This is a genomic window from Mumia sp. zg.B21, assembly GCF_019550855.1.
Classification (GTDB): domain Bacteria; phylum Actinomycetota; class Actinomycetes; order Propionibacteriales; family Nocardioidaceae; genus Mumia.
Genome location: NZ_JAHWCJ010000001.1, coordinates 274,221 through 286,474, shown reverse-complemented (window position 1 = coordinate 286,474; position 12,254 = coordinate 274,221). Strand labels below are relative to the sequence as shown.

Below are 12,254 nucleotides of genomic sequence, written 5' to 3'. Positions count from 1 at the left end.
GCACGGTCCCGGTCGTGCTGCCGAGGGCAGATCCGCTCTCGGACGAAGCACTGGATCGGCAGGACCCTCGCGGCGCACCGTAGGTCCATGACCGACACCAGAACACCCCTCTTCGACGCCGCGACGCGACAACAGCTGCTCGGCCAGCGCATCCTCGTGCTCGACGGCGTCCTCGACGACGACAACGGGACGCTGCTCACGACCCAGATCCTCACGCTGGCCGCCGACGACGCCGTCGCCGACATCGCCCTGTGGATCCACTCCCCCGGCGGGTCCGTGCCGGCGATGCTCGCACTGCGAGACGTCATGCGGCTCGTGCCGTGCGACGTCTCGACGCTCGCCCTCGGCCTCGCCTGCAGCGCCGGGCAGTTCCTGCTCTCTGCCGGGACGCCGGGCAAGCGGCACGCGCTCGCCCACGCTCGGGTCCTGATGCACCAGGGATCAGCGGGGATCGGTGGCAGCGCGGTGGAGATCGAGGTCCAGGCCGACGATCTCCGCCACACCCGTGACACCGTCCTCGCCCTCATCGCCGAGGACACCGGTCAGCCGTTCGAGCAGATCTTCGAGGACTCCCTCCACGACCGCTGGTACACCGCACCCGAGGCGCTGGCGTACGGCTTCGTGGACCACGTCGTCGATCGCTTCGACCAGGTCATGCCCGCTCGTCGGCGCACGGTCGGGATCGGGGTGACGCGATGAGCCAGTACACGATCCCCAACGTGATCGCCCAGCACCCGCGCGGCGAGCGGATCATGGACGTCTACTCCCACCTGCTGACCGAGCGCATCGTCTATCTCGGGACCGCGATCGACGCCGGTGTCGCCAACGCCCTCATCGCGCAGCTGCTGCACCTCGAGGCCGACAACCCCGACGCGGAGATCAGCCTCTACGTCAACTGCGAGGGTGGCGACGAGACCGCGATGCTGGCCGTCTACGACACGATGCAGCACATCCGTTCCCCGATCGCGACCGTCTGCGTCGGGCAGGCGATCGCGGCCGGCGCAGCCCTGGTCGCCGGTGGTGCGCCGGGGCGTCGCGCGAGCCTCCCGCACGCACGCTTCGTGCTCCACCAGCCTGCAGCGCGCGGCCAGGGGACGATCCCGGACCTCATCCTCCAGGCCGACGAGGTGGTCCGGGTGCGCAACGAGATGGAGGCGATCCTGTCCGCGCACACCGGACAGAGCGTGGAGACCCTGAGGCACGACACCGACCGTGACCGGGTGTTCTCGGCGACAGCGGCGCGGGAGTACGGCCTCGTCGACGCGGTCATGGAGCAGGCGGTGCTCCCGCCCGCGGCGTACGCCTCGTGATCAGGCGACCCCGGCCATCGCCTTCGGGCCGCGGCTCGTCGACGAGCTGATCACACGCGACGCGAGGTCGTGGTGGACGACGCCGGTGAGCTCGCGCAGCGAGGTCTCCAGCGCACCGGCGACCGCGGCGATGATCTCGCTCGACGGCTCCTTGCGGCCACGCTCGACCTCGGACAGGTATTGCACGGAGATGCCGGCGAGGTCGGCGACGTCGACGAGACGGAGGCCGAGCGCCGCACGACGCTGCCGCATCCGCTCGCCCAGGACCTCCCGCCAGAGCGGCTCGGGCTCGGCAGGGACACTCGGACGACGCAGCGGACGCGGCGGCTGCGGCCGGGTGGCAGGCTCGGCTGCCGGCTCGTGCGGCGCCGGGAAGCGGATCAGATCGCCCATGTCCCGATGCTAGGGCGCCGCGCCGCGGTCGTGACCGGCGTTCCGCTCTCCGCAGAACGCCATCCCCCTCGCGACGACGATGTCCCGGTCAGACGGCGGGTCCGTCGCGCTGGTCGCGAGCCTCGGCCTGCTCGTCGGCGACCTCGGCGGTGTAGCGCTGGATCTCGGCCCACTCAGCCAGGTCGTCGCGGCGGCTCTTGACCACGCGGCCCGGGAGCCCGGCGACGATCGCGAAGTCGGGGTACTCGCCGCGTGCGACCGTGTGGGCCGCGAGCACGACGCCACGGCCGGTACGCGTCCCGCGGAGGACCGTCGCCTTGACCCCGATCCAGGAGTCGGGGCCGATACGGACGGGTGACACGACCAGACCCTGGTCCTTGATCGGCACGGCCAGGTCGAGCGTCACGTGGTCGAAGTCGCAGATGTAGGTCCAGTCGGAGATGATCGTCGACGCACCGATCTCGATGTCGAGGTGGGCGTTGACGGTGTTGTCCGACCCCATCACGACCTTGTCGCCCAGCCGGAGCGTCCCGTTGTGCGCGCGCAGCGCCGTCCGGTCGCCGAGGTGCACGAACGCACCGAGGACCACCCGGCCGTACGGGGGGTGGTCCTCGACGACGACGTCCTTGCCGAGGAACACCATCCCCTCCGTGACCACGTGGGGATAGCGCCGCTTGAACCTCCAGAGCCGCCAGTAGCGGACCAGGTGATACCACGTCCACGCGCGGTGGCGCCTCACCCAGCGGAGCGAGTCCAGGGTGAGGAAGCGTGCGGGCTGCGGAGCGGGCATCAGCCGACGGGCGTCATCGAAGGCGGGTCACGGCTTGGTCGCTGCCACCGAGACGTTGTAGTAGAGGCCCTTGGGCACGACCGGCGCGAGCGCCTTGTCGAGCGCGGACAACCGCACCCACGAGCGGTAGGCGAACATCCGCCAGCGCGGGCCGAGCTTGTCCTCGGGGACCGCGGCCTCGAAGGTGCGTACCGGCCACCCGAACCAGGAGGCAGTCAGCTCCTCGGTCTGCGTACGGACGTCGACCCCGCCCGCGCGCAGCACCAGACGCTCCAGGTCGGCGGGCTCGAACGTGTGCAGGTCGACCACGGCCTCCAGCGCGGCCGCACGCGAGGACTCGTCGAGCTCCTCGGCCGGACGCGCCCAGTCGCGCAGCGGACCCAGCCGGGTCGCGCGGGTCGCCGCCCACCAGGTCAGGCGCGACAGGCGGCGGGCCACGAAGTCGCCACGCGTGGTCGGCTCGCCGCAGATCACGATCCGTCCGCCCGGACGGAGCACGCGCAGCATCTCTCGGAACGCCTTCTCGACGTCGGGGATGTGGTGGATGACGGCGTGGCCGATGACGAGGTCGAAGGACTCGTCGGGGTACGGCAGCTCCTCGGCGTCGGCGGCCTGCCCGTCCAGCGAGAGGCCGAGGCCCTCGGCGTTGCGCTGGGCGACCTGGACCATCCCCGGGGAGATGTCGGTGACCGTGCCCTTGTCGACCACGCCGGCGAGCATCAGGTTGAGGGTGAAGAAGCCGGTGCCCGCACCGATCTCGAGACTGCGTCCGTACGGCCAGTCTCCCTCGCCGGCGACGGCGACGAAGCGCTCCCGGGCGTAGGAGATGCAGCGCTCGTCGAACGAGATCGACCACTTCTCGTCGTAGGTCTGCGCCTCCCAGTCGTGGTAGAGCACCTGGGCGAGCTTGGTGTCGGACCAGGCGGCCTCCACCTCGTCGGCGCTGGCGTGGGGGTTGGGGGTGGCGATCGTGCTCATGCTTGCTGCTTACTTTCCTTCGAAGGTGGCCTTGCCAGGCCCGTTCTCGATGAACGACCGCATGCCGGTCTTCTGGTCCTCGGTCGCGAACAGGGCCGCGAAGGCGTGGCGCTCGATCTCGAGCCCGGTCACCAGGTCGACCTCGAGACCGCGGTCGACGGCCTCCTTGACCGCCCGCAGCGCGAGGGACGCGCCGCCGACGAACTGGCGGGCCCACGCGACGGCCTCCTCGTAGACCGACGCGGCGGGAAGCACGCGGTCGACGAGCCCGATGGCGAGCGCCTCCGCGGCGTCGACCTGCCGGCCGGTGAACATGAGGTCCTTCGCCTTCGCGGGGCCGACGAGTCGCGGCAGGCGCTGGGTGCCGCCGGCGCCGGGGACGATGCCGAGGAGGATCTCGGGCTGGCCGAGCTTGGCGTTGTCGGCGGCGAAGCGGACGTCGGTGCACATCGCCAGCTCGCAGCCACCGCCGAGGGCGTAGCCGGTGATCGCGGACACCGTCGGCTTGGGGATCGCCGCCACGGCGTTGAGCGACGCCTGGAGCTGCTGGGCACGCACGTTCATCTGCGGATAGGTGAGGTCGGCCATCTCCTTGATGTCCGCACCCGCGGCGAAGACGCGCTCTCCGCCGTAGACGACGACCGCGGCGACGTCGTCGCGCGCGGAGGCCTCGACGGCGCACTCCGCGAGCTCGGTCTGGAGCTGCGCGCTGATCGCGTTCATCTTCGGCCGGTCGAGCCGGATCGTGCCGACGCCGTCCGAAACCTCGAGCCTGACGAGCTCGCCCATGCGCGCTGCCTCTCTTGTGGGATGCCGGGTCCGGCGGAGCGTCGTGACAGTGCTGCTGTCGACGTCCGCCGTGGCTCCGAGGGTAGCGAACGCTACGGATGCGGGGCCGAGCGCGTGGTGGTCGTACCGCATGATGGGGCTCATGGCCGAGACCTGGGCGTACGAGCGTCACCCGAGCGTGGCGGGGAGCTGCCACCCCCTCGGCGCCCGGCCCGTCGTCGGCGGCACCAACTTCGCGGTGCACGCACCGCAGGCCCGCCGCGTGCGGCTCCACCTCCCGGAGGTGGGGACGTACGAGCTGGAGTCCCGGACCGGGTCGGTGTGGCACCTCGAGGTGCGTGGCACCGGTCCCGGGCAGGAGTACGCCTTCGAGGTCGACGGCACCCGGGTCCTCGACCCGTACGCCATGCACGTCCGCGGCGGGCTGGACGGCAACGCCTCCCGGTTGCGGGCGTACGTGGCCGAGACGGCGTTCGACTGGTCGGGCGACAGCGCACCGCGCACGCCCTGGGACCGCACGGTCATCTACGAGGCGCACGTGCGGGGCCTCACCAAGCAGGACCCCGACGTGCCGGAGGAGCTGCGCGGCACCTACGCGGGTCTCGCGCACCCCGCGACCCTGGACCGTCTCGTCGCGCTCGGTGTCACCGCGGTCGAGCTGCTGCCGATCCACCACTTCGTCACCGAGCCGACCGTTGCCGACCGCGGGCTCGTCAACTACTGGGGCTACAACAGCGTCTCGTTCCTCGCGCCCCACGCCCCGTACGCCGCGTCCGACGATCCGGTGCGCGAGTTCAAGGAGATGGTGCGGGCGCTGCACGCCCGCAACCTCGAGGTGATCCTCGACGTCGTCTACAACCACACCGGCGAGGGCGGCGACGGCGGGCCGACGATCCATCTCCGTGCCCTCGACGACGACGGCTACTACCGGCACTCCGACGGCCACTACTTCGACGTGACCGGCTGCGGCAACACGGTGCGGTCCGACTCCGGGCCCGGGTCGGAGCTCATCCTCGAGTCGCTGCGCTACTGGGTCCGCGAGATGCACGTGGACGGGTTCCGCTTCGACCTCGCCTCGGCCCTCGCCCGCGACGAGGCTGGTCGGGTCACCCTCGCCGAGTCGCTGATCGCCGCGATCGGCCGCGACCCGGTGCTGCGCGACGTCAAGCTGGTGGCCGAGCCGTGGGACGCGAGCATGGACGGCTACCTGGTCGGGGGGTATCCCCAGGGCTGGAGCGAGTGGAACGACGGCTTCCGGGACGACGTGCGCGACTTCTGGCGCGGGCACGGCGGCGGCGTCGCCGGGATCGCGACCCGCCTCGCCGGGTCGTCGGAGGTCTTCGCACCGAGCGGACGGCCACCGCAGGCGTCGGTGAGCTTCGTCACGGCGCACGACGGGTTCTCGCTGCGCGACCTCGTCTCGTACGACGACAAGCACAACGAGGCCAACGGCGAGGACAACCGCGACGGGCACTCCGACAACCGCTCGTGGAACTGCGGCGTCGAGGGCGAGACCGACGACGTCGACGTCGACGTCCTGACGCTACGGCGACGCCAGTCGGCGAACCTCGTGGCGACCACGCTGGTCGCAGCCGGCGTGCCGATGCTGCGCGCGGGCGACGAGCTCGGTCAGACCCAGGGCGGCAACAACAACGCGTACTGCCACGACTCCCCCACCACCTGGCTGCCGCCGGTGCCGGAGGTCGGCTGGGAGCACGTCCGCGAGGTGGTCTCGCGGGTGACGACGCTGCGGGCCGAGCACCCGGCGCTCCGGACCACCCGCTTCTTCACCGGCGAGGTGTCGGACGAGACCGGCCGCGAGGACCTTCGCTGGCTCCACCCCGACGGGCGGCCGTGGGCCCCCGACGACTGGCACGACGAAGGCCTCCGCACGATCGGGATGGCGCTCGACGGCGGCGCCGACGCGGCGTGCGCGGTCGTGCTGCTCAACGCCGGAGACGAGCCGCAGGAGTGGGCGCTCCCCGACGGCGCGTGGGAGCAGACGTACGCCGTGGCGCTCGACACCGCCGATCTCGACCACGCCACGTCCTACGGTCCTGGTGCCGCGGTGCCGGTCGCCGCGCACAGCATGGTGCTGCTGATCGCCTCCTGAGGGGCCGCGTCGCGTCGGATAGCGTCGGGCCCATGTTGCGCATCCCCGTGATGGACGTGTGCCCTGTCGTCGAGAATGGCGCCTACGCCGCGAAGGCCGCCGTGGGGGAACCGTTCCCGATCCGTGCCCGGATCTTCCGTGAGGGCCACGACGCCCTCGGCGCGGGGGTGGTGCTCGCCGGCCCGGACGGACGCGACCGGCCCCTGCTCCCACTGCCGCACCTCGACAACGACCACCACGAGCTGTGGGTGACCCTGGACGAGGTCGGACCGTGGACGTTCCGGATCGAGACCTGGTCCGACCCGTTCGGCACGTGGCTGCACGACGCCCCGGTAAAGGTCGCCGCGGACGTGGACAGAGAGCTGATGCCCATCGAAGGAGCGGTCGTGCTGGAGCGCGCGGCGACGACGCTCCCCCGCGACCGGACGGCGGAACGAGCGGCGCTTCGCAAGGCGGCGAAGGTCCTCCGTGACCCGAGCCTCGACGCCGCCGAGCGGGTCGACGCGGCGAGGACGCCGGAGATCCTCGGCATCATGAGCCGGTTCCCGTTGCGGGACCTCGTCGGCAGCACCGGACCGTACCCCGTCTTCGCCGACCGCGAGCGGGCCCTCGCGGGCGCCTGGTACGAGCTGTTCCCCCGATCGTTCGGGGGTCTGCGGCCGGCGATCGACCAGCTCGACCGGGTGGCGGCGATGGGGTTCGACGTCGTCTACCTGCCGCCGATCCACCCGATCGGGCGGGTCAACCGCAAGGGGCGCAACAACTCGCTCCACGCCGAGCCGGGCGATCCCGGGTCGCCGTGGGCGATCGGTGCCGCGGAGGGCGGCCACGACGCGATCCACCCCGAGCTCGGCACCCTTGAGGACCTCGACGCCTTCGTGGCCGCGACGCGTGACCGCGGCATGGAGGTGGCGCTCGACCTCGCGCTCCAGTGCGCTCCTGACCACCCGTGGGTGGCCGCGCACCCGGAGTGGTTCACGACCCGCGCCGACGGCACCATCGCCTACGCCGAGAACCCGCCGAAGAAGTACCAGGACATCTATCCGCTCAACTTCGACAACGACCCCGAGGGACTGCATGCGGAGGTGCTGCGAGTGGTGCGGCACTGGATGTCCCACGGGATCCGGATCTTCCGGGTCGACAACCCGCACACCAAGCCGGTCCCGTTCTGGGAGCGGCTGCTCGCGGAGATCCGTCGCACCGACCCCGACGTCGTGTTCCTCGCCGAGGCGTTCACCCGTCCGGCGATGATGCGGGCCCTCGGGACCATCGGGTTCCACCAGTCCTACACCTACTTCACCTGGCGCGAGACCAAGGAGGAGCTCACCGCCTACCTCGAGGAGGTCACGGGCCGCAAGGCCGACGTGATGCGCCCGGCGTTCTGGGTGAACACCCCCGACATCCTCCCGGTCCACCTCCAGACCGGCGATCCGGCGATGTTCCGGCTGCGGGCCGTGCTGGCGGCCACAGGTGCGCCGACGTGGGGGATGTACTCGGGCTACGAGCTGCTCGAGCACACCGCGCTGCGTCCAGGCTCGGAGGAATACCTCGACTCGGAGAAGTACGAGATCAAGCACCGCGACTACGGCGTCGCCGACTCGCTGGCGCCGTTCGTGGCGAGGCTCAACGATGTACGGCGCCGGCACCCGGCACTACGGCAGCTGCACCGGCTCGCCGTGCACCCGAACGACTCCGAGCACATCCTCTGCTTCTCGCGCCGCCACCTCGGCGACACCCGCGACGACGCCGTGATCGTCGTCGCGAACCTCGACCCCGGCGCCGCCCACGAGACGATCGTCCGCCTCGACCTGCCGGCGCTCGGCATCGGCTGGGGTGAGCGCTTCGCGGTCCGCGACGAGCTCAGCGGCGAGGTGTTCGACTGGACCGAGGAGAACTACGTCCGGCTGGGCGGTGACGCCGAGGTCGCGCACGTGCTGACCGTGCTGCGGTAGGGACCTCCCCGAGTCGTCGCTCCCGCTCGGCTCCCGCTCAGCCGCCGGGCGGACGCTCGACCGGGGCGGGCCGTACGACCGGAGCCGGCTGCACGACCGGGGCCGGCTGCACCACGATGGTCGGCTCGGTCGTCGACGGGACCGCCTCCGGGACGTCGACGGGAAGCCGAGCGGCGCTGGGGGTCCGGAGGAGTGCGTCGAGGTAGTGCATGGCGTCGATGAGCCGCATCGTCGTCCGGCGCCGGAGCACCTTGAGCGCGCGCCATCGTCCCCACCGCCGGCTGAGCAGCTCGCGCAGGTCGCCCGCGAGCGTCTCGTCGATCTCGGCGTGGTCGAGGTTGACGGCGTCGGCATATGCCTGGCCGAGCAGGCGACGCTCGACCGCGTCGGACCACTCCTCGATGCGGGCCTTGGCCTGAAGCAGCGACATGTCGGCGCTGGCGTGGAGGAGCCGGGTCGCCTCCATCTTGCGGCCCGACTCGAGCAGACGGGTGATCTCCGAGCGCGTCACCTCGTCGACCGGGCGGTTGCCGCGCGTCTCGAGCGCGGCCTTCTTGAGCTCGGGCGCGATCGGCGTGAGCTGCCGTCCGGTGATCGGCTCGGGCGCGCCCTGGCGTGCGCTCAACCACACGATGAGCGCCCCGATGGCGACTCCCGTGAGGGCTGCGGCGACCACGGCCAGAAGCATGGGAACAGCCTAGTGCCGCGACCTTCGGGGCTGTGGGAGGCCGTGCGAGGATGGCGCGCATGGACGCCCCCGTGCCCGTGCCGGGCTCCCCCACCGACCGGCGCGACGACGATCCGCTGTGGTTCAAGCGTGCCGTGTTCTACGAGGTTCTGGTCCGGTCGTTCCACGACTCGACCGGTGACGGGATCGGCGATCTCGCCGGCATCACCAGCAAGCTCGACTACCTCCAGTGGCTCGGCGTCGACTGCCTGTGGCTCCCGCCGTTCTTCCCCTCCCCGCTGCGTGACGGCGGCTACGACGTCGCCGACTACACCAGCGTGTCGCCCGAGCTCGGGACCGTCGAGGACTTCAAGACGCTCCTCGACGCCGCCCACGAGCGCGGCATCCGCATCATCATCGACGTCGTCATGAACCACACGTCCGACGCCCACCCGTGGTTCCAGGAGTCGCGCACCGATCCCGACGGGCCGTACGGCGACTTCTACGTGTGGCGCGAGGACGACGAGGCCTACTCCGACGCCCGCATCATCTTCGTCGACACCGAGAGCTCGAACTGGACGTACGACCCTGTCCGGGGTCGCTACTTCTGGCACCGCTTCTACAGCCACCAGCCGGACCTCAACTTCGAGAACCCGGCGGTGCACGAGGCGATGCTCGACGTCCTCCGCTTCTGGCTCGACCTCGGTGTGGACGGGTTCCGGCTCGACGCCGTGCCCTACCTGTACGAGCAGGAGGGGACCAGCGGCGAGAACCTCGAGCCGACCCACGCCTTCCTCCGCACGGTCCGTCGCTACGTCGACGAGCACTATCCGGGCCGCGTCCTGCTCGCCGAGGCCAACCAGTGGCCCTCCGACGTGGTCGACTACTTCGGCGACCCGGCCGTCGGCGGCGACGAGTGCCACATGTGCTTCCACTTCCCCGTGATGCCGCGCCTCTTCATGGGCGTGCGCCGGGAGTCGCGCTACCCGATCAGCGAGATCATGGAGCAGACGCCCGACATCCCCGAGGGGTGCCAGTGGGGCATCTTCCTGCGCAACCACGACGAGCTCACCCTCGAGATGGTGACCGACGAGGACCGCGACTACATGTGGAGCGAGTACGCCACCGACCCGCGGATGAAGGCCAACATCGGCATCCGCCGCCGGCTCGCCCCGCTGCTGGACAACGACACCAACCGCATGGAGCTGTTCACGGCGCTGCTGCTGAGCCTGCCCGGCTCTCCCGTGCTCTACTACGGCGACGAGATCGGCATGGGCGACAACATCTGGCTCGGCGACCGCGACGGCGTCCGGACGCCGATGCAGTGGACGCCCGACCGCAACGCCGGCTTCTCCGTCGCCAATCCCGGCAAGCTGACGCTCCCGGTGATCATGGACCCCGTCTTCGGGTACCAGTCGGTCAACGTCGAGGCAGAGCGCGAGAACACCTCCTCGCTGCTGCACTGGACACGACGCATGATCCACATCCGCAAGCAGCACCCGGCGTTCGGCGTCGGCACGTTCCGTGACATCGGCGGCTCCAACCCGTCGGTGCTGTCGTTCCTGCGCGAGCACGAGGGCGACGTCATGCTCTGCGTCAACAACCTGTCGCGGTTCCCGCAGCCGGTCGAGCTCGACCTCCACGCCTACGCCGGGGTCCGCCCGATCGAGACGTTCGGAGGCGTGGAGTTCCCGGCCATCGGCGAGCTGTCCTACCTGCTGACGCTGGCGGGGCACGGGTTCTACTGGTTCCGCCTGGGCCGACCGGCCGAGACCGAGGGGGTCTGATGAGCACCGACCGTACGACGGGTGACCGAGGGACGGCCGATCGGAGGACGGCCGAGCGCAAGGACCTGCTCGACTACCTCGTCCGACGCCGCTGGTTCTCCGGGGAGGGCGAGGGCTGGGAGCTGGAGCGCGTCGCGCCGCTGGGCTGGCTGAGCCGGCCGGCGACCGGCCTCGGCGTCCGCTTCGAGCTCGTGACCGTGCGCGGCCCCGGCGGCACGCACACCTACAACGTGCCGCTCGCCTACCGCGCCGAGCCGGTCGAGGCCAATGCGTACGGCTTCATCGGCACCTACTCCCCCGGGCTCGGCGAGACCGTCGACGACCTCTTCGTCTACGACGCGCTGCACGACCCGGAGGCGCGGCGGGTGATCATGCAGGGGTTCTTCGCCGAGGACACCGGGTCCGCGGCGACGTACGTGTCCCGGATCCCGTCCGACGACGACGGCACCTCGTCGATCGGCTCGGAGTCGGAGTCCGTCCTGCTCTCGGTCGAGCAGTCCAACACCTCCGTCGTCGTCGACGAGCGCGCGATGCTGAAGGTCTTCCGCAAGGTCGTCCCCGGCCGCAACCCCGACGTCGAGATCCACGACGCGCTCGCTGGTCCGGGTGAGGACGCGATCGCGCCCATGTGGGGATGGATCTCGGCGACACCGGCCGAGGGTGAGACCTCGTACGACCTGGCGATGCTGCAGAAGTTCCTCCGTACGGCCACCAACGGGTGGGAGGGCGCCCGAGCCAGCGTGCGCGACCTCCTCGCCGAGCCCGGCCTGGCGCCCGAGGAGGCCGGCGGCGACTTCGCCGCCGAGTCCGCCCGTCTGGGTGCGACCGTCCGGTTCGTGCACACCCTGATGGCCGACCGCCTGCCGACCACCGAGTGGGCGGCCGCCGACCTGCAGGCGCTGGCCGACCGCCTCGACGCCCGTCTCGACCGGCTCGCCGAGCGCTGCCCCGAGGTGGAGGGCTATACCGAGGGCGCGAGGCAGCGCTACGGCGACCTGCGCTCGCTCGACGGACCGGTCGTCGCCCAGCGGGTCCACGGCGACCTCCACCTCGGCCAGACGCTGCGCACGACGGCGGGGTGGAAGCTGATCGACTTCGAGGGCGAGCCGGTCGCGCCGCTCGAGGAGCGAGTGACCCTCGACTCCCGGCTGCGTGACGTCGCCGGGATGGTCCGGTCGTTCGACTACGCGGCCTTCTCCTACCTCCTCCAGACCGGCACGCGCGGCGAGGACGAGGTGGACCAGGCCCGCGCGTGGGTCCGGCGCAACCGGCAGGCGTTCCTCGACGGCTACCACGGGCAGCCGGATGAGAGTGCCGAACGCACGGGGCCGACGCCGGTCGAGGCGGCGCTGCTGCGGGCGTACGAGATCGACAAGGCCGTCTACGAGCTCGTCTACGAGCTCGACCACCGACCTGACTGGCGCGCGGTTCCCGAGCAGGCGCTGGACCAGCTGCTCGCCGACGACCGGACGTGA

Annotated in this window: 11 protein-coding genes; 6 read left to right on the top strand and 5 right to left on the bottom strand. The window is 71.2% G+C overall.

The genetic code is table 11. The features are described from left to right. Window positions 1–87: 87 nt before the first annotated feature. Both KV100_RS01535 and KV100_RS01530 read left to right on the top strand, forming a co-directional pair. Window positions 88–699: a ClpP family protease gene (locus KV100_RS01535; RefSeq protein ID WP_220341148.1), complete on the top strand. Its 612-nt coding sequence runs from the start codon at window positions 88–90 to the stop codon at window positions 697–699. Beyond that, window positions 696–1,310, top strand: a complete 615-nt coding sequence (locus KV100_RS01530; RefSeq protein ID WP_220341147.1) for a ClpP family protease — start codon at window positions 696–698, stop codon at window positions 1,308–1,310. Before KV100_RS01535 ends, KV100_RS01530 begins: the two co-directional genes overlap by 4 nt. On the opposite strand, the gene KV100_RS01525 is transcribed toward KV100_RS01530, so the two are convergent. From KV100_RS01525 to KV100_RS01510, 4 genes are all read right to left on the bottom strand, one after another. After that, window positions 1,311–1,703: a helix-turn-helix domain-containing protein gene (locus KV100_RS01525; protein WP_220341146.1), complete on the bottom strand. Its 393-nt coding sequence runs from the start codon at window positions 1,701–1,703 to the stop codon at window positions 1,311–1,313. It lies immediately after the preceding gene. A gap of 88 nt (window positions 1,704–1,791) precedes the next feature. Continuing rightward, on the bottom strand, window positions 1,792–2,493 hold the full coding sequence (locus KV100_RS01520) for an acyltransferase (RefSeq protein WP_220341145.1): 702 nt from the start codon (window positions 2,491–2,493) through the stop codon (window positions 1,792–1,794). Between the two features lie 27 nt (window positions 2,494–2,520). Continuing rightward, the gene (locus KV100_RS01515; RefSeq protein WP_220341144.1) at window positions 2,521–3,471 is read right to left on the bottom strand and encodes a class I SAM-dependent methyltransferase; all 951 of its coding nucleotides are present in this window, start codon (window positions 3,469–3,471) and stop codon (window positions 2,521–2,523) included. Window positions 3,472–3,480: 9 nt separating this feature from the next. Further along, window positions 3,481–4,260, bottom strand: coding sequence for an enoyl-CoA hydratase/isomerase family protein (locus tag KV100_RS01510; RefSeq protein ID WP_220341143.1), 780 nt, complete (start codon window positions 4,258–4,260; stop codon window positions 3,481–3,483). Window positions 4,261–4,402: 142 nt separating this feature from the next. On the opposite strand from KV100_RS01510, the gene glgX reads away from it, so the two are divergent. Both glgX and KV100_RS01500 read left to right on the top strand, forming a co-directional pair. After that, the gene (gene glgX / locus KV100_RS01505) at window positions 4,403–6,373 is read left to right on the top strand and encodes a glycogen debranching protein GlgX (protein WP_220341142.1); all 1,971 of its coding nucleotides are present in this window, start codon (window positions 4,403–4,405) and stop codon (window positions 6,371–6,373) included. Window positions 6,374–6,405: 32 nt separating this feature from the next. After that, window positions 6,406–8,325 (top strand): alpha-1,4-glucan--maltose-1-phosphate maltosyltransferase, encoded by a 1,920-nt coding sequence (locus KV100_RS01500; protein ID WP_220341141.1) that lies wholly within the window; start codon window positions 6,406–6,408, stop codon window positions 8,323–8,325. A gap of 37 nt (window positions 8,326–8,362) precedes the next feature. On the opposite strand, the gene KV100_RS01495 is transcribed toward KV100_RS01500, so the two are convergent. Further along, window positions 8,363–9,013, bottom strand: a complete 651-nt coding sequence (locus tag KV100_RS01495) for a hypothetical protein (protein WP_220341140.1) — start codon at window positions 9,011–9,013, stop codon at window positions 8,363–8,365. Between the two features lie 50 nt (window positions 9,014–9,063). Between KV100_RS01495 and treS the strand changes: the two genes are divergently transcribed. Both treS and KV100_RS19265 read left to right on the top strand, forming a co-directional pair. Further along, window positions 9,064–10,779, top strand: coding sequence for a maltose alpha-D-glucosyltransferase (treS, locus tag KV100_RS01490; RefSeq protein ID WP_220341139.1), 1,716 nt, complete (start codon window positions 9,064–9,066; stop codon window positions 10,777–10,779). Beyond that, window positions 10,779–12,254 carry an aminoglycoside phosphotransferase gene (locus KV100_RS19265; protein ID WP_255565889.1) on the top strand — a complete coding sequence of 492 codons (1,476 nt, stop codon included), beginning with the start codon at window positions 10,779–10,781 and terminating at the stop codon, window positions 12,252–12,254. Before treS ends, KV100_RS19265 begins: the two co-directional genes overlap by 1 nt.

Excerpts from the sequence above, each read along its gene's own strand:
- KV100_RS01525 (WP_220341146.1), bottom strand. The coding sequence starts at position 1,703 with ATGGGCGATCTGATCCGCTTCCCGGCGCCGCACGAGCCGGCAGCCGAG.
- KV100_RS01535 (WP_220341148.1), top strand. The coding sequence starts at position 88 with ATGACCGACACCAGAACACCCCTCTTCGACGCCGCGACGCGACAACAG.
- KV100_RS01515 (WP_220341144.1), bottom strand. The coding sequence starts at position 3,471 with ATGAGCACGATCGCCACCCCCAACCCCCACGCCAGCGCCGACGAGGTG.
- KV100_RS01500 (WP_220341141.1), top strand. The coding sequence starts at position 6,406 with ATGTTGCGCATCCCCGTGATGGACGTGTGCCCTGTCGTCGAGAATGGC.
- KV100_RS01510 (WP_220341143.1), bottom strand. The coding sequence starts at position 4,260 with ATGGGCGAGCTCGTCAGGCTCGAGGTTTCGGACGGCGTCGGCACGATC.
- glgX (WP_220341142.1), top strand. The coding sequence starts at position 4,403 with ATGGCCGAGACCTGGGCGTACGAGCGTCACCCGAGCGTGGCGGGGAGC.
- KV100_RS01495 (WP_220341140.1), bottom strand. The coding sequence starts at position 9,013 with ATGCTTCTGGCCGTGGTCGCCGCAGCCCTCACGGGAGTCGCCATCGGG.
- KV100_RS01530 (WP_220341147.1), top strand. The coding sequence starts at position 696 with ATGAGCCAGTACACGATCCCCAACGTGATCGCCCAGCACCCGCGCGGC.
- KV100_RS19265 (WP_255565889.1), top strand. The coding sequence starts at position 10,779 with ATGAGCACCGACCGTACGACGGGTGACCGAGGGACGGCCGATCGGAGG.
- KV100_RS01520 (WP_220341145.1), bottom strand. The coding sequence starts at position 2,493 with ATGCCCGCTCCGCAGCCCGCACGCTTCCTCACCCTGGACTCGCTCCGC.
- treS (WP_220341139.1), top strand. The coding sequence starts at position 9,064 with ATGGCGCGCATGGACGCCCCCGTGCCCGTGCCGGGCTCCCCCACCGAC.